Source organism: Micromonospora sp. DT231, assembly GCF_049847025.1.
Taxonomy (GTDB): domain Bacteria; phylum Actinomycetota; class Actinomycetes; order Mycobacteriales; family Micromonosporaceae; genus Micromonospora.
Window position 1 is genome coordinate 41,217 of sequence record NZ_JBNCNO010000007.1, and the last position, 16,324, is coordinate 57,540.

Here is a 16,324-nt window from a genome sequence, read left to right on the forward strand (position 1 = left end):
TCGGGTCACCCGCCGACGTGGATGCCGGGGCGACGCAGCGGGTCCCGCTCGGTCCGCCGGATGATCTCCCGCACCACCGGCGGGGTGTCGCCCCGACCGAGGATGAGATAGCGCGCCAGGTGCGCGATGGGGCTGCCCTCCGACCACTCGAAGTGCGCGTGCGGCCGAACCCCGGTGGCGTCCCGCAGGGCCAACAGGATCGCGGCTATCGCGTTGGGCGCGGCCGAGCTGCTGGCCCGCAACACCCGGAAGCCACCCACCTCGATCCCGTGCACCCGCAGCACCTGACTGAACTCCGACGGGTCCACCACGTCGATCTCCAGGAACAGCACGTCCGCCGCACCGGGCACCGGATTCATCCCCCGCTGCGCCCGTTCCTTGATCGTGTACTCCTTCACCGACCCGCTCTGCCGCTTGTTCGCGATCAGGTGCAGCTGCCCGTCGTGCGCCAGCGACTCGGTGATGAACCGACGGGCCGGCTCGTCGAACTCGATCCGCTCGGCGCGCAACTCGGTGGTCCGGGTGACCCGGGAGACCAACGAGACCACGATGATGCCGAGGATGAACAGGGCGGAGATGGTGATCCCGTCCGGCTGCTCGATGACGTTCTCCAGCAACGCGTACAGCAGCACCAGGGTCAGCAGTGTGAAACCGACGGCGGTGGCGCGCTGGTGGTGGCGGACCGCGGAGATCGTCACCGCCACCGCGCCGGAGACCATCATCGCCAGGATGCCCGTCGCGTACGCCCCGGCCTGGGCGTTGACGTCGGCCCGGAAGGCGATCGTGATGGCGACGCTGACGACGGTGTAGACGATCACCACCGGACGCACCGCCCGCGCCCACTCCGGCGCCATGCCGTACGAGGGCAGGTAGCGCGGCACGATGTTGATCAGCCCGGCCATCGCCGAGGCGCCGGCGAACCAGAGGATGAGCACGCTGCTCACGTCGTAGACGGTGCCGAAGGCCTCGCCCAGGTGAGCGTGCGCCAGAAACGCCAGGGCCCGCCCGTTGGCCGCCCCTCCGGGTCGGAACTCCTCCCGCGGGATGAGCGCCGTGGTCACGAATGTCGTCGAGATGAGGTACACCGACATGATCAGCGCGGCGGTGGTGAGCAGCCGGCGGGTGTTGCGGATCCGGGCGGCGAGCCGGGCCTGCTTGTCCGCCCCGTCGGCGCGGACCAGCGGCATCATGCTCACCCCGGTCTCGAATCCGGACAGGCCCAGCACCAACAGCGGGAACGCCAGCACGGCCGTGAGGAGCACGTGGTCCGGCCCGCCGCCGCTCGTGGTCAGCGCGGCGGTCCAGTCCGACACGATGCCCGGGTCGGCGACGAGCTGGGCCACCGCGACCACGACGATCACCGCGTTGAGCACCAGGAAGACGGCGACAAGTGGAATGGCCACCACCACCGCCTCGCGGAAGCCGAGCAGGAACACCCCGCCGAGGATGAGCAGCAGCACCACGGTGACCACGACCGGGACGGCGGGGCCGTGCAGCGCGTCCGGCAGGTACGGGTTCTCCAGCAGGTGCACGGTGGCGTCCGCCGAGGACAGGGTGATCGTGATGATCCAGGAGGTGGCCACGAAGCCGAGCAACACGAGTACGAAGATCTTGCCCCGCCAGAACGGCAGCAGGCGCTCCAACATCGCCACCGACCCCTGCCCGTGCGGGCTCTCCTGGGCCACCCGCCGGTACATCGGCAGCATGCCGAGGAGGGTGAGCACGACGATCAGCAGGGTGGCCAGCGGGGACAGCGCCCCGGCCGCCACCGCCGCGATGCCCGGCAGGTACGACAGCGTGGAGAAGTAGTCGACGCCGGTCAGGCACATCACCTGCCACCAGGCGTGCCGGCGGTTCTGTCCCTCGCCCGCCTCCGGGCCCGGCGGCTGCACCTGGTGCTGGAAGAGCCACCGGCGCAGTGGACTGGCCGGCGGCGACGACCGCGCCGCCGTCGCCACGCGTTCGGGCACCACGACACCCGGCCGGCCGCCCCGGTGCGGGCGCGCCGGGTCGCGGGCCGCCCGCAGCGCCGGGTCCGGTCCCGTCGGCGCGTGGCGGCGCCCGTTCCAACGTCGTGGTTTCGCCCGGTGCTCGTCACCCATCGCCAGTCCCACCCTCACAGGTCCTGATCCGACGGTAGGTGGTGGCGCGGGACCCGACCGGCGGAACCGGGCAGGTGGATGGCCAGCTCAGGACAGGTCCGGAACGGCGAGCACACGGGCCAGCGCGGGCGGGTCGGCGACGGTCACCGTGGCCGCCGGGTGTCGTGGCCACCCGCCCGGCACCACCGCCGGCACCGCCGTGCCGAAGCGCAGGCAGATCCCGCCGGCCGTGCTGCTGCCGAAACTGGCACCCCCGTCGGCCAGCGACAGGTGCGGCCCGATCACCCGCCACCAGCGGTACGGGCCGCTCAGCTCGACGGCTGTCACGTTCTCCCGGTCGGTCCGCAACCGCCACGGCCCGTACCGGATCACCAGGTCCCGGTCGGTGACGGCGACCCAGGTCGTCGCCGGGCGGACCCCCAGCAGCGCCAAGACCGGGCGGAACACCGGATCGAAGCGGAACGCGAACCGCGTCGCGGCACCTGTCATCGCGCACCGGGACGAACTGTGGGTCGCGGCACCGGGCCACCCGGCCGCAGCGGGCCGGGCCGCGCGGGCCGAGGGCGGGCGGCGGGCCGACGCCGGGCCAGGACGGTCATGGCGCGGGCGTACCCGCTATGAGCCCGCCGACACCCCCCGACGGCCGCCACCGTCACCGACGAGCCCCACGCCCCTCCCCCACCGTCGGCCGGCGCCCCCCGGGGCCGGCCGACGGTGGCAGACGGTCGACACCCCCCGGGGCCGACCGGCTGCACCTCCCGGGCCCGACCGGACTCCGGCCGGACACCAGGGGCGGGTGGATCTGCTGGGACGCGCCCCCGCGCTCCGCCACCCCCCACGGGGCGGAGCGCGGGGACCCCCCGTCCCGGCTACTGCAGGAACGCCCCGAGGGGCGAGAGCAGTAGCCGGCCGAGCGCCGCAGCGTTGTCGTCCAACCGCGTGCGCTCACACTCGCGGGCGTCCGGATCGTGCCGGCACCGCCAGATCTTCTGCGCGTTACGCCAGGCGACATCGCGGGTGTACTCGACCAGTTCCCCCTGGTACCAGTCGTCGATGTCGCCGTTGAGCATGTCGATGAGCAGCTGCCACCGCTCCAGATAGCCCCGGCGCAGACCGGGGATCTTGTCCGCGAAGATCTTGTTGATCTCCAGGTAGTCGTGGTGCTGGTCACTGCCGTCGACCGGCTCCGACTCCAGGTGGTCGAACGTGGTCACCAGGGCGAAGGGCAGGTCGAAGTTGATGTGCGCGTTGACCCCCGCCGCCGCCGACGGCAGCGGGCGGGCGTCCGGCCCACGCATCCGCTCGAAGAGGCACGACCACGCCTTCGGAGTGCCCGGGCTGGAGTCGGTCCAGAGCCGCATCGCGTCGAAATACCGCGCCGCGAACTCCACGTCCAGCCGGGAGAGAAAGGCCGGGTCGACGAAACGGTCGTCGTACAAGCCGTCCAACACACTGCTGGTGATGGTCAGGTAGAGCCTGTTGAAGTCCGCGAGGGGGCAACTGGCCTCCAACGGGGGCAACCGTACGAGCAGGTCCTGCAGCTTGGTGAGGTGATCGACCACGGCCGGCACGTCGGCGGGATGGTCGGCGAGCAGATCGACGATGTCCCGGTGCACGGGCCCCCAGACCGCTTCGATCATCTCTGCCTCCATAGTGGTCGGCGGCATCCCCCGTGCCGTCGTCGACGCGGCCCAGCCTCTCAGCCGACACCCACTCGCCGAATCAGTAGAACGACGTATCCCGGCGCGCACACGCCGGTGGGCGGTGGCCGAGCGTCAGCTTCGGACGACGTTGCGCAACTGGATCGCGCTGGCCTGGACGCGGGTCCGGACCTGGAGCTTGTCGAAGATATGCGACACGTGCACCCCGATGGTCCGTTCGCTGATGAACAGCCGCTGCCCGATCTCCCTGTTGGTCAGGCCCTCCGCGACGAGCGCGAGCACCTCCCGCTCCCGTGCGGTGAGCGCCGCCAACTCGTCGTCGGACGCCTCGGCCGGCGCCCCCCGCGTCCCGTTGAGAGCCTCGCGTTCCTCGAGCGACACCCGGGCCCGCCCGGCCAGCTCGCGGATCTCCGAGGTCAGTGGCACCGCGCCCAGACCCTGCGCCACCCGGTACGCCTCCCGCAACAGCTTGCCGGCGGTGGCCAGCCGGCTGCGGCGGGCCAGCAGCGCCTCGGCCTGCCGCAGCCGCGAGTACGCCGCCGGGTAGGGGTGGTGGCGTCGATCCCACTCGGCGACCGACGCGGCCCACAGGTCCGGGTCGCTGCTGTCGAGACGGCTCACCTCGGCGGCGCAGAGGGCCAGGAACCCCTCCACCACCGAGCGCACCGGACGGGCCGCGCCGACGCTCTTGCGGGCCACCCGGTCCGCCACGTCGCGCAGCCGGCGGACCACCGTCGGGTCCACCGCCACGGTACGGCTGGCGTGCGCCTCAGCCTCGGCCCGCAGGCCGTGCCAGACCAGCGCCGACAGGATCGTCACGTCGTCGGAACGGCTCTCGGTGAGGCCACGTTGCACCGCCAACCGCGCCACGTCGTGCCGGCCCTCCCACATGGCCAGCCCGGCGCGCAGGGTGAGCAGCGGAATGACGTGTCGCGCCCCGCCACCGGCGAGCAGGGTCGCCACCGCGTCGAGGTCGCGGCTGGCGGCGTCGATGTCGCCGTAGCCCACCGAGAGCCGGCAGCGGGCCAGCAGCAGCTCCACGGCGTCCGCGCCGGACGGTCGGTGCCGCAGGGCGGCGGCGACCACCTTCTCCGCCTCGGCCCACTGGCCCACCCGGAACAGCCCGTTGATGGCGACGGCCAGCAGCCGGGTCTCCCAGGTGCGGCCCAGTCCCAGCTCGGCGACCCGCTCGGCACCGCGCCGGGCCACCACCACACCCTCCTCGAGGATGTTCAGTGGCCCGGTCAACAGCTCCGCCAGGTGCAGGTACGCGCAGGCCACATCCTCGGGCTGCCCGGCGCGCTCGGCGGTCTCGAGGGCGTCGCGCATCACCGCGAGCCCCGCGTCCGGGTCCTCCAGGTAGGCGTCGCTGAAGCCCAGCGCCGCGCTGGCCAACACCACCTCGGTGGCGGAGCCCTCCACGTCGGCGGCCAACGCCAGCGCCTCCCGGGCCCGCTGGCCGGCGTCGGCGTAGCGGCCCAGATGCAGGAGCAGCTCGGCGAGACGGGCGGCGGCGGTGGCCCGGTCGCGCGGGGAACAGTCGGCCGCCGTCAGCGCCCGCTGGTATTCCTCCTCGGCCAGCGCCGAGCGACCGGCGGCGGCCAGGTAGCGGGCCCGGCGGATGTGCAGCGCGCTCGGCTCGCCACCGGGCAGCGCGGCCACCTCTTCCAGCAGGGCCAGCGCGCGGGCGTGCTCCCCACAGTGGTGGGCCGACTCGGCGGCGTTCTTGAGCAACTCCACCCGGTCCACCCCCAGCGGAACCGGGTCGGTGGCCAGTTGCAACGCCGCCGACCAGTGCCGGTGCGCCTCGGCGTAACCGTGCAGCCGCTCGGCCTCCTGCGCCGCCGCCACCTCGGCGGGCAAGGCGCGTGCCGGCTCACCGGCCAACCGCCAGTGGTGCGCCAGACGCGCCTGGTGCAGCTCACCCGGAGCGGCGGTGAGCGCCTCGGCGTAGCGGCGGTGCAGCCCGGAACGCTCGGCCGGCAGCAGCTCGTGCGCGAGCACCTCGGCGACGAGGCGGTGCCGCAGCCGGTAACCGTCGTCGGCGCCGACCAGCAGCCGATGGGCCACCGCGGCGCGGGCCGCCTCGATCAGCTCGTCCTCGGGTAACCGCAGCACCCGGGCCAGCAGCCAGTGCTGGACCGGCTCGACACCCGCGGCGACCGCGTGCACCACCGCGTGCGCGTGCTGGGGCAGCGCGTCGACCCGGTCGAGGAAGATCTCCCGCAGCGTCTCGGACAGGCCGTCGCGGCCGTCGCGGAGATCGCGGGCCAGCTCCTCGATGACGAACGGGTTGCCGCCGCTGCGCTGCCAGACCTGATCGGCCGCCTCGGCGGCCAGCGGTCGGCCGACCACGGCGGCGGCGAGCTTCTCGGTGTCGGCCCGGTCCAGTGGGGCCAGGTCGAGCACCCGTACCGTCCGCAGCCGACGCAGCTCGGTGAGCACCCGGCGCAGCGGGTGCGCGCCCTGCAACGACTCGGCGCGCACCGCCGCCAGCACGGAGAGCTGGAGGTCGCCGAGCCCGGCCAACAGGTAGAGCAGCAACTGTCTGGTGCTCCGGTCGACCCACTGCAGGTCGTCGAGGATCAGCACCAGTGGCCGGCCCTCGGCGATCAGGTGCAGGCCGCGGCTGACCCGCTCCAGCAACGCGCCCGCGCCGTCCGGGCCGGCGGTCTCGTCGGCGAACATCTGCAGCAGCCCCCGCACGGCGGAGGAGGTGCGTGCGTGCGCGCTGGACAGGTCGGCGTCGAAGCGGCGCAGCGCCTGCAACAGCGGGTGCAGCGGGGAGGCGTCGCCGATGTCCAGGCAGCTGCCGGTGAGCACCACGGCGCCCTGCGCGCGCAGCCGGTCGCCGACCTCACCCAGCAGGCGGGTCTTGCCCACACCGCTCTCACCGGTCAGGAAGACGGCGGCGGTCTGCCCGTGCGCGGCGTCACCGAGCAGCGCGGACCGAACCGTCTGCACCAGCGCGGTCCGGCCCACGAGCGGTGCGGTGTCCACATCGCTGGCCATGGCACGCAGCCTAATCACCGATCCCCGAAGCGTTCTACGGCCAAGTGCCGCTTGTGGTACTCCTCGCGTCGACTTTGCGACTAAAGGTTGCGAGTGGCCGACATACGTCGTTCGGCAGATCCCCCGTCAGCCCAGGAATGCCAATCTCCGGAGGTCACCAGGCATCAGCGGGGAGAAGGGTTGGTGCGAAACCATGATCACCACCACCACTACCAGCATCATCGTCGGCGACGCGCGGCGACCCGTGACCCCGCGCTGGCCCGTCCCCGAGGAGAGACGCACCGTCACGGTGCTCTTCGCCGACATCGTCGGCTCCACGGCGTTGGTGAACCGACTCGACCCGGAGGACGTCCGCGCGTTGCAGCGGGTCTACTTCGACACCGTCGCCCGCGTGCTGCACCGCTGGCAGGGAGTGGTGGAGAAGTACGTCGGCGACGCGGTGATGGCGCTCTTCGGCGCTCGGCACTCCGACGGCTTCGACGCGTACCGCGCGGTGCGCGCCGGACTCGAGATCCAGGCCGCGCTGGACCGCCGACCGATGGTCGGGGACATCCGACTCCGGGTGCGCGTCGGTGTCGCCACCGGCGAGGTCGTGGTCGACCTGGGCGACGCGGTCAGCGGCGGGCACGGCGTGGCCAGCGGCGCGGTGATCACCGCCGCGGCCCGCCTCCAGGAGTACGCGCCACCGGGCGCCGTCGCGCTCTGCGCGGCCACCGCGCGGGCCACCGCCGGCCTGATCAACCAGCGTCAACTGCCGCCGGTGCCGGTCGCCGGCCACGTGCCGCCGGCACCGGTCTGGCACGCCGTCGGTCCGGTGCGTCCCGGCGTCGACAGGCACGACGGCCCGCTGATCGGCCGCCGCCGCGAGTTGGCCACCATCCGCGACCAGCTGACCCTGGCCATCCGGGAACGGAAGCCGTGCTGGATCTCCCTGGTCGGGCCTACCGGCAGTGGACGCAGCCGGCTGCTGCACGAGCTGGTCCGTGGCATGGCCAGTGTGGATGGTGCACTCGTGCACTGGTCGGTGACGGCCTGCCAGCCGTACCCGGATCAGGTCCTGGAACCGGTCGCCGAGCTGCTGCGTGGCGTCGCCGGGGTCCGTCGCGGTGACGGCCCGGCGGCGGTCCACGACCGGCTCGTCGCCGCGCTGACCGCCCTGTTCCCACCGGAGCGGGTCGCCGCCGCCGTCCCGGCGCTCCAGCGGATGCTGACCAACCCGGACGGCTCGGCCGCGGCGATGGCCGGCGCGGCCATCTGCCGTGACGTCCTGCTGCGCCTGGCCACCCAGGTGCCGCTCGTCGTCGCCGTGGACGACGTGGACCGGGCGGCGCCGGCGGTGAGCGGATTCCTGCGTGCGCTGTTCAGCGCGGCGACGGCACGGGGGCTACCACTGGCCGTGATCACGCTGCACCAACCGCAGTGGGCCGACACCCGGCCCGGCTCGGCCCGCCGGGTGACGATCCGCCCGCTGGCCACCGTGCAGTCCGGGCGGCTGCTGCGCCACCTTTTGACCCGGGCCGGTCAGCCGGTCCCCCTGGTGGACCGGCTGCTACCGCTGGTGGGCGGCCGACCCGGGCACGCGGCGGCGTACGTCGCGTCGATCGTGGCCGGGGCCGACCCGGCGGCGCTCCCGTTGCCCGAGGCCGTACGCCGGGCCGTCGGCGCCGAGCTGGACCACCTCGACGGTGAGCGGCGGGCGGTCCTGATGGCCGCCGGTGTCCTCGGCGGCGTGATCTCCGGCGCGGCTGTCGACCGGGCCCTCGGCTGGACGCCCGGACGGTCCGTGTCGGCGCTGCGCCGGCTGGTCGCCGCCGGGCTGCTCATCCCCCAGCACGCCGGCGGGTACGGGTTCGCGTCGCCCGCGCTGTGCCAGGTCGCGGCCGAGCGGCTGCCGCGCGCGCTGCGGGCCGTCTTCACCCGCCGGGCCGCCACCGTCCCACACCACGACACCGCCGGCTCCGACACCGGCCGGCCGAATCGCGCTGCCAACGACCGCACTGGAGCCGCTCGCACCGGTGCGATCAACGGCTCGGCGGCGAGGAGCGCCGAGATCGTGCGCCTCGACACCGTCGGCGCTCGGGCCGGCCGCCTCGACGCCGTCTTCGCGGCGCTGCCCGGGGCGGGGCACAACGGTGCCACCGGCCCGACAGCGCCGCCGCGACGTAACCCCACCCCGACGATGGCCGCCCGTCCGGCCGCGTCGAGTCCCGCGACCAACCGGTTGGCGAGTCTCCGCCCGCTGCGAGTCGTCGCGTCGGCCGACGACGTACCGTCGACCCCGCCCACGGCGGCGTCCCTGTCCACGAGCAGTGACAACACCCGCACGCCAGCGTCGCTCCGGCCGGTGCCGGTGAGGTCAGCGGTGAACCGGCTGCCCTCCGGCGTCGGCGTGCCGCCCGGCACGGTACGCGCGATCCCGCTCCCGCCCCTGATCGGCCGACCGGATGGCCTGGCCGCCTCCGCCTGACGGTCCGCCAACGGCTGTGGGGGTGCCAGTGCCTACGGCACGGACGCCGAGGCCAGCAGCGCCGCGGTCGGCAGGACGAGCAGGCCGTCCACGTCCCGGTAGGCGGCGGTCAGCTCGTCGTACGCGGCACGCACCCGGGTGATCACGTCCGGCGGCTGTGCCGCCAGCACCAGACCCGCCTTGCTGATGCCGTTGGCCGGGCCGCTCCACCACGCCTCGGGGTGGGTGCGATGCGCCCAGGTGATCGTGTCGCAGCGCACGTCGGCGAGCCCTGCGGCGTCCAACAAACCCGCGAACCCGTCGGGGGTACGCGGAAAGTCCCGCTCCGCGTCCATCGTCGGCGCCGAGGTCCGACGGTCGACCCCGGCGGCGTCGAACACCGCGCCCCACAGCCGCTGCGCCTCGGGCGGCGGGTCGGGCCAGATCGTCACGGCGATCCGTCCGGCCGGCCGGACGACCCGTCGCAGTTCGCTGATCGCGGCCAGCGGATCGCCGACGTGATTGATCACGAAGTTCGCCACGGCCGCGTCGAAGTGCCCGCCGGGGAACGGCAGGTGGGGCAGGGCCGCGAGGCCAACCTCGGCGGATGGGACGCGGCCGCGCACCATCTCGACCATGCTGGGTTCGGCGTCGACGGCCACGACCGTGGCGCCGCGCGCGCTGGCCAGCCCGGCCACGGAGCCGGAGCCGGTGCCGGCGTCGAGCACCCGCAGGCCCGCGACGACACCCGCGGCGTCCAGCAACGCCGGGGCGGGATGGGCGCAGAGGGCGGCGAAACTGCTGTCGAACGCCGCCGCGCGCCCGGCCCACCGCGACCGCTCGTGCTCGTCGAAAGCTGTCGTCGGCACTCCGCACATCCTCCTCGTGGATCTTGACGGTGGTGCCACGGTATCGGACGAGCGCCTCCTCGTCGGGCACGAACAGTTCCACGGCCGGTGTGTAGACCCGTATCCCGAGGACCGGCCACATGGCAACGAGCGACATGGGCTCATCGTCGCGGAGGGACCGAGTCTGTGTCGTCCCCGACGTCGCCGTTCGGAGCGCTCAGCGGACGCTGAGGAAGGCCAGCACCCTCGGCCAGGTCGCCGCGCTGGCTTCCGGGGAGTGCTCGGCCAGGTCCGGATCGGTGAACAGGTGACCCGCTCCGGGATAGCGGAAGACTGTCAGATCGGCGCCGGCGTCGGTGAGCGCCCGCTGCCACTCGTCGACCTCGTCCGGCGCGTCGTACGGGTCGGGGTCGGCGAGGTGTAGCTGCACCGGCAACCCCGGCCGGACCGCGTCCGGTGCGCCGCCGGTGCCGTGCAGCAGGAGCAGACCTGCGGCGTCGGGTCGCTCAGCCAGCAGCGCCCCGGCCACGCCGGCGCCCATCGAGAGGCCGGCGAGCGCCGTCTCCGGGGGCAGGTCACGAAGCGCGGCTCGGGCCCGGTCCAGCACCACGTCGTGGCCGATCTTGTCGAGCAGCGCGAAGCCCTCCTCGACGGTGCCGGCGGCCGGGACGCCGTACAGGTCGGGGACGGTGACCTGGTGCCCGGCGGCGCGCAACCGGTCGGCGGTCGCGCGTACGGCGGGCCGCAGCCCGTACACGGAGTGGAACAGCACGACGTGTGGCATCCGGTCATCCTGCCGCAGCCGCGGGTCCGTCCGGTGTGGCCACGCGGTGCCGACCTCAGACCAGCGCCGCCAGCCGCGCGACCAGGTCGGCCGGTGGCGGCATCGCGGCGATCTCACGGCTGACCTGGACGGCAGCGGTACGCAGGCGCTCGTCGGTGAGCAGTTGGGTAAGCGCCCGCGCGGTGATGTCCCGGGGGCGCAGCGCCAGGCCGGCGCCCCGGCGGGCCACCAGCTCGGCGTTGTGCCGCCGGTCCCCCGGACCCGTCGTGGCGAGCTGCGGCAGGCCGGCGGCGAGGGCGCCGAAGGCGCTGCCCGCCCCGCCGTGGTGCACAAGTGCCGCACTCACCGGCAACGCCACGTCGAGCGGGATCCAGTCGACCACCCGCACGTTGCCGGGCAGCGAACGGGCCGACCGCTGGTCCGGCCGGACCAGCACGATCTCGGGGTCCACCTCGGCGGCGGCGGCGACCACGGCGGGCATCGGCCCCCGATCCCCGGGGCCGGTCACCGTGCTGCGGGTGACCAGGATGCGCGGTCGTTCGCCCGGTTGCCGCAGCCACGCCGGTAGCTCGCCCCCGCCGACGTACGAGTCGTAGCGCATCGGCCAGCCATCCTGCCGCGCCACGCTGGGCGGGGCCACGGCGACGGCGACCGCGAACGGCTCGTGGAGCACCAGATCCGGCCGCCACCCGGTGGCCAGCGTGACGACCGGGTCGATGAGCCGATCGTTGAGGGCGCCGAAGAGCAGGCCGGCGCCCGGGTGTCGGCGGTGCCGGCCATCTCGGCGCGGGCGATCAGCGGGTGCCGGGGGAAGACCCGCAGCGCTGCGGCGTGCGTTCAGCGCGTCCGCTTCGCCGTGCCACGAGGCTTCGGCAGGTGGTCGACAACCCACAGCCACAGCAGGTTTCTCCGACGCGCGGCCTCCGCCTCGGCCTGCCGCGACGCCTCGACCGCGGCGAAGCCGTAGTCCCGCATCCGTTCCTCGTAGTCGCCGATCGCCCCGACCAGGTCGCCGCCGCCGGTGAGCGCCTCGCACAGATGTGCCGCGTCCATGAGCGCGGTGTTCGCGCCGGAGCCGCGGGCCGGGCTCATCGCGTGGATGGCGTCACCCAACAGGGTCACCCTGCTCGGAACCCAGGCCGGCACACGGCGGCTGCTAAGGACCCGGATGACGAACGTCTCCTCCACGGCCGCCGCGCCGAGCAGGGCGCGAAGGTCTGGGTGCCACGATCGGATCGCCCGGCAGGCGACGGAGTGCAGGGTCGTCGCGTCGGCCTCTTCGAGCGTCCCGTCGAACGCCGGCAGCCGGTCGCGCGGCGCGGAAACCGCCCACATCAGGTAGTCACCGGCCGGGCTCAGGCGTACGTCCGGCGCGATCGCGGCGGCCGCGTCCACGGGTCGACGCCGGAACTCGACGAGTCCGGCGGCCAGACCGACGTGGCCGCCCAGGATCGCGGTGAACCCGTCGGACATGGCCGGTGGGACGAGCCGCCTCGCCGCGTCGTCCAACAACGTCCGGCCGTAGATGATCCGCGTGCCGGTGTCGACAGGCTGTGCGTGTGGCAGGAGTACGCGGCGGACCGCCGAACTCACCCCGTCCGCACCGACGAGGACGTCGGCGCGCGTCGTCGAGCCGTCCACGAAGCGCAGCGTCACCCCGTCCGGGTCCTGCTCGTAGTCGGCGACCTCGTGGCCGTAGTGAATCCGCTCCGCAAGCCCGGCGGCGAGAATCTCGCGCAGCGTACCTCGATCGACCGACGTGGACAGAGTTGCCGGATCGTCCGGGTCACGGGGCGGGCTGGCGGGCGTTTGGTGCAGGACACGCAGCCGCCCGGACAGCACCGTCACCCTGCTCCCGGGGCGGCCCGCCGTCGCCAGGAACAGCCGGAACAGCCGCGGTGGCAGACATTTCTCCAGCGCGAGGGCCGCGCGAGCGTCGACGTGCAGACGGTAACCCTGCCGGCGGCTGTCCGGCGCGGCGTCCCGCTCGTAGACGTCGACGTCGACACCGGCCCGCAGCAGGCCCTGAGCGAGGCACAGCCCGCCCAGGCCGGCACCGGCCACCGCCACTCGCAGACCGCCGCTCAACGCCTTCGCCCGTCGTACCGGCGGACGACCCGCTGAGCCATCATCATCGAACGCCCGCTCATCCCGCCGCCCGCGGAGGTTGTCGCCTGTCGACGATGCGGCGCATCTTGCCCACCGACCGCTCCACCGCGTCCGGTGCGAGGACGTCGACCGCCACGCTCACGCCGATGGTGTTCTTCACCAACTCCACGAGCGTCGCGCCGGCCCGCTCGGCGGCATCCGCGGTGACGCCGGTGCGCCGCTCCACCCGTACCGTGAGGGTGTCCAACCGGCCCTGCCGATCGAGGACGCACTGGAAGTGCGGCGACAGCTGCGGGGTCCGCAGAATCAGCTCCTCGATCTGGGTCGGGAAGATGTTCACCCCGCGCACGATCATCATGTCGTCGGTGCGGCCGGTGATCTTCTCGATCCGGCGCATCGGACGGGCGGTGCCGGGCAGCAGTCGGGTCAGGTCGCGGGTGCGGTAGCGCACCACCGGCATCGCCTCCTTGGTCAGCGAGGTCAACACCAGCTCACCCCGCTCACCGTCGGGCAGCACCGCACCGGTCACCGGGTCGATGATCTCCGGGTAGAAGTGGTCCTCCCAGAGATGCAGCCCGTCCTTGGTCTCGACGCACTCGGTGGCCACGCCGGGGCCCATCACCTCGGACAGCCCGTAGATGTCGACGGCGTGGATGTCCAGCCGCTGCTCCATCTCCCGCCGCATGTCCTCGGTCCACGGCTCGGCCCCGAAGATCCCCACCCGCAGGGAGGTCGCGCGCGGGTCGACGCCCTGTCGCCCCATCTCGTCCACGATGGCGAGCATGTAGCTGGGGGTGACCATGATGACCTCGGGTTCGAAGTCGCGGATCAGCATCACCTGACGCTCGGTCATGCCGCCGGAGACGGGGATGACGGTGCAGCCCAGCTCCTCGGCGCCGTAGTGCGCGCCCAGGCCGCCGGTGAAGAGCCCGTAGCCGTACGCGACGTGCACCCGGTCGCCGGGACGGCCACCGGAGGCGCGGATCGACCGGGCCATCAGTCGCGCCCAGGTGCGCAGGTCGTCGCGGGTGTAGCCGACCACCGTCGGCCGGCCGGTGGTGCCGGAGGAGGCGTGCAGGCGGGCCACCCGCTCCCGGGGGACGGCGAACATGCCGAACGGGTAGTTCTCCCGCAGCTCCGCCTTGCCGGTGAACGGGAAGCGGGCCAGGTCGTCGAGGTTCCGGCAGTCGTCGGGGTGCACCCCGGCCGCGTCGAACGCCCGGCGGTAGTGCGGCACGTTGTCGTACGCGTGCCGCACCGACCAGCGCAGCCGCTCGCGTTGCAGGTCGCGCAGCTCGTCGATGCCGGCGCGCTCGATCGGCTCCAACTCCTCCGCACGAGGGGTGCGGTCCTGCATCGTGCCTCCTTGGCGCGGCGGTCCCGGTGGGGCTGCGGGTACCGTACGCCCGCCGTGGCCCGGGCTGGTGGGGCGGTCAGCGGGCGGTCGGCAGGCGGTGCAGGGCGTCGACGAGCGGCGCCAACTCGGGGGTGGCCTCGGCCTCGGTGAGCGCTTCGCTGAGCACCCGGTCGTGGGTGGGTCGAGTCTGGGTGAGCAGCTCGGAGCCGGCCGGGGTCAGCTCGGTGTAGATGCCCCGCCGGTCGTCGGCGCAGAGGATGCGGGTGAGCAGCCCACGCTGTTCCAGTCGGGTGACCAGGCGGGTCGTAGCGCTGCCGGAGAGGGCTGCGGCGCGGGCGAGCTGGTTCATCCGCATGTGCCAGCCGTGCTGGCGGGAGAGCGCGTCGAGCACCGTGTATTCGACGACGGACAGGTCGTGGTCGGCCTGCAACGCCCGTTCCAGGGACGTCTCGATCAGCCCGTGCAGGGCGGCGAGGGTGCGCCAGCCCTGCGCGCGGATCTCGAGCGCGTCGTCGGCGATGCCCATGCCGGCCCTCCTCGGGTGTGATCTCGACGGCCCCACGCTAGCACGCTTGCGCCGGTATCCGGCGCGTGCAACTATCTCGTTGCTAGCGCGTGTAGTTGCACGCGCCGCATATCTGCCCCCTCCCCGATGGGAACACCATGTCCGTACGCCAGAAGTCCGTGCCACCCGGCCTGATCGCGCTGGCGATCGGCGCCTTCGGCATCGGCCTCACCGAGTTCGTGATCATGGGGCTGCTGCCCGAGGTGGCCGCCGACTTCGCCGTCACCGAACCGGTCGCCGGCTGGCTGATCTCCGGCTACGCGCTCAGCGTGGCCGTCGGCGGAGTGGCCCTGACCGCGGCGGTCACCCGACTGCCGCGCAAACCGGTGCTGCTGGGCCTGATGGTGCTCTTCATCGTCGGCAACCTGCTCTCGGCGGTCGCCGGCGACTACGCCGTGATGATGGCCGGCCGGATCGTCGCCGCACTCTGCCACGGCGCGTTCTTCGGCATCGGCGCCGTGGTCGCCGCCGGCCTGGTGGCACCGGCCCGCCGGGCGGGCGCCATCGCCATGATGTTCGCCGGCCTGACCATCGCGAACGTGCTCGGCGTTCCCTTCGGCACCTTCCTCGGGCAGCACTTCGGCTGGCGGTCGACGTTCTGGGCGATCACCGCGATCGGGGTGGTCGCGCTGATCGCGCTGGCCCTGCTCGTTCCGGCCGGCGACACCGCGAACGCCGACCGGCCGGCCGGTGGGCTGCGTGGCGAGTTGCGGGCCTTCACCCACTCGCAGGTCTGGCTGTCGCTGGTGATCACGGTCCTGGGCTTCGGCGGCATGTTCGGCGCGTTCACCTACATCGCCTACACGCTCACCGAGGTCAGCGGCTTCGCCAGCAGCACCGTGCCGTGGCTGCTCGTCCTCTTCGGCGTGGGGCTCTTCGCCGGCAACCTGCTCGGCGGCCGGGCGGCGGACAGGTCGCTGTCGCGCACCCTGGTCACCGTCCTGGCGGTGCTCACCGTGGTGCTCGTCGGTTTCGCGCTGACGGCGTCGAGCCCGGTGCTGACAGTCGTCTCGCTGGTGCTGATGGGCGGGTTCGGGTTCGCCACCGTGCCGCCGTTGCAGATGCGGATCATGCACTACGCCAGCCAGGCGCCGACCCTGGCGTCCGGGGCGAACATCGCGGCGTTCAACCTGGGCAACGCGCTGGGCGCCTGGATCGGCGGGGTGACCATCGCCGCCGGGCTCGGCTACACCTCGCCGATCTGGGCCGGCGCGGCGCTCACCCTGGCCGGCCTGGGTGTCCTGCTGGCAGCGCTGCGGCTGGCCCGCCGCCGGGAGCCGGCGACGGCCGACGCGGCCCTGGTGGACACGGCGGCCTGACCCGCCGGAGACGGACGCCGGGCCGGGCGGAGGCCCGACCCGGCGTCACTCTGATCATCGCTCTGCCATCTTCCCGCAATTGCAAGTTATGTGCAACAAGGTCTGGACAACGCATCGGGTA

12 protein-coding genes are annotated in these 16,324 nt (G+C 73.4%); 2 read left to right on the forward strand and 10 right to left on the reverse strand.

Features of this window, described 5'->3' with window-relative positions:
- Nucleotides 1-5: 5 nt before the first annotated feature.
- The 4 genes from ACPXBU_RS19410 to ACPXBU_RS19425 all read right to left on the reverse strand — a co-directional run bounded on the left by ACPXBU_RS19410 (nucleotide 6) and on the right by ACPXBU_RS19425 (nucleotide 6,775).
- The gene (locus tag ACPXBU_RS19410) at nucleotides 6-2,102 is read right to left on the reverse strand and encodes an amino acid transporter (RefSeq protein WP_425759044.1); all 2,097 of its coding nucleotides are present in this window, start codon (nucleotides 2,100-2,102) and stop codon (nucleotides 6-8) included.
- Between the two features lie 87 nt (nucleotides 2,103-2,189).
- The gene (locus ACPXBU_RS19415; RefSeq protein ID WP_393370769.1) at nucleotides 2,190-2,591 is read right to left on the reverse strand and encodes a PH domain-containing protein; all 402 of its coding nucleotides are present in this window, start codon (nucleotides 2,589-2,591) and stop codon (nucleotides 2,190-2,192) included.
- 380 nt (nucleotides 2,592-2,971) lie between these two features.
- A complete protein-coding gene (locus ACPXBU_RS19420) occupies nucleotides 2,972-3,742 on the reverse strand; it encodes a DUF5995 family protein (protein ID WP_393370772.1) in 771 nt (256 codons plus the stop codon).
- 135 nt (nucleotides 3,743-3,877) lie between these two features.
- A complete protein-coding gene (locus ACPXBU_RS19425) occupies nucleotides 3,878-6,775 on the reverse strand; it encodes a helix-turn-helix transcriptional regulator (RefSeq protein ID WP_425759045.1) in 2,898 nt (965 codons plus the stop codon).
- Between the two features lie 193 nt (nucleotides 6,776-6,968).
- On the opposite strand from ACPXBU_RS19425, the gene ACPXBU_RS19430 reads away from it, so the two are divergent.
- A complete protein-coding gene (locus tag ACPXBU_RS19430; RefSeq protein WP_425759046.1) occupies nucleotides 6,969-9,242 on the forward strand; it encodes an AAA family ATPase in 2,274 nt (757 codons plus the stop codon).
- Nucleotides 9,243-9,274: 32 nt separating this feature from the next.
- Here the strand turns inward: ACPXBU_RS19430 and ACPXBU_RS19435 are convergent, their stop codons facing one another.
- The 6 genes from ACPXBU_RS19435 to ACPXBU_RS19460 all read right to left on the reverse strand — a co-directional run bounded on the left by ACPXBU_RS19435 (nucleotide 9,275) and on the right by ACPXBU_RS19460 (nucleotide 14,845).
- Complete coding sequence (locus ACPXBU_RS19435; protein ID WP_425759047.1) at nucleotides 9,275-10,090, reverse strand: class I SAM-dependent methyltransferase; 816 nt, start codon at nucleotides 10,088-10,090, stop codon at nucleotides 9,275-9,277.
- A 196-nt stretch (nucleotides 10,091-10,286) separates the two neighbouring features.
- The gene (locus tag ACPXBU_RS19440; RefSeq protein ID WP_425759048.1) at nucleotides 10,287-10,853 is read right to left on the reverse strand and encodes a dienelactone hydrolase family protein; all 567 of its coding nucleotides are present in this window, start codon (nucleotides 10,851-10,853) and stop codon (nucleotides 10,287-10,289) included.
- Nucleotides 10,854-10,908: 55 nt separating this feature from the next.
- Entirely contained in the window at nucleotides 10,909-11,751 is an 843-nt protein-coding gene (locus ACPXBU_RS19445; protein ID WP_425759049.1) for a nucleotide disphospho-sugar-binding domain-containing protein, read from the reverse strand.
- Nucleotides 11,691-12,923, reverse strand: coding sequence for an FAD-dependent oxidoreductase (locus tag ACPXBU_RS19450; RefSeq protein WP_425759050.1), 1,233 nt, complete (start codon nucleotides 12,921-12,923; stop codon nucleotides 11,691-11,693). The genes ACPXBU_RS19445 and ACPXBU_RS19450 overlap by 61 nt, the downstream gene beginning before the upstream one ends.
- Before the next feature lie 76 nt (nucleotides 12,924-12,999).
- A complete protein-coding gene (paaK, locus tag ACPXBU_RS19455) occupies nucleotides 13,000-14,319 on the reverse strand; it encodes a phenylacetate--CoA ligase PaaK (protein ID WP_425759051.1) in 1,320 nt (439 codons plus the stop codon).
- Between the two features lie 76 nt (nucleotides 14,320-14,395).
- On the reverse strand, nucleotides 14,396-14,845 hold the full coding sequence (locus tag ACPXBU_RS19460; protein WP_425759052.1) for a MarR family winged helix-turn-helix transcriptional regulator: 450 nt from the start codon (nucleotides 14,843-14,845) through the stop codon (nucleotides 14,396-14,398).
- A gap of 137 nt (nucleotides 14,846-14,982) precedes the next feature.
- Between ACPXBU_RS19460 and ACPXBU_RS19465 the strand changes: the two genes are divergently transcribed.
- Nucleotides 14,983-16,203, forward strand: a complete 1,221-nt coding sequence (locus tag ACPXBU_RS19465; RefSeq protein ID WP_425759053.1) for an MFS transporter — start codon at nucleotides 14,983-14,985, stop codon at nucleotides 16,201-16,203.
- Nucleotides 16,204-16,324: the final 121 nt, after the last annotated feature.

Coding starts and splice junctions, on each gene's coding strand:
- ACPXBU_RS19410 (WP_425759044.1), bottom strand. CDS start 2,102: ATGGGTGACGAGCACCGGGCGAAACCACGACGTTGGAACGGGCGCCGC.
- ACPXBU_RS19415 (WP_393370769.1), bottom strand. CDS start 2,591: ATGACAGGTGCCGCGACGCGGTTCGCGTTCCGCTTCGATCCGGTGTTC.
- ACPXBU_RS19420 (WP_393370772.1), bottom strand. CDS start 3,742: ATGATCGAAGCGGTCTGGGGGCCCGTGCACCGGGACATCGTCGATCTG.
- ACPXBU_RS19425 (WP_425759045.1), bottom strand. CDS start 6,775: ATGGCCAGCGATGTGGACACCGCACCGCTCGTGGGCCGGACCGCGCTG.
- ACPXBU_RS19430 (WP_425759046.1), top strand. CDS start 6,969: ATGATCACCACCACCACTACCAGCATCATCGTCGGCGACGCGCGGCGA.
- ACPXBU_RS19440 (WP_425759048.1), bottom strand. CDS start 10,853: ATGCCACACGTCGTGCTGTTCCACTCCGTGTACGGGCTGCGGCCCGCC.
- paaK (WP_425759051.1), bottom strand. CDS start 14,319: ATGCAGGACCGCACCCCTCGTGCGGAGGAGTTGGAGCCGATCGAGCGC.
- ACPXBU_RS19460 (WP_425759052.1), bottom strand. CDS start 14,845: ATGGGCATCGCCGACGACGCGCTCGAGATCCGCGCGCAGGGCTGGCGC.
- ACPXBU_RS19465 (WP_425759053.1), top strand. CDS start 14,983: ATGTCCGTACGCCAGAAGTCCGTGCCACCCGGCCTGATCGCGCTGGCG.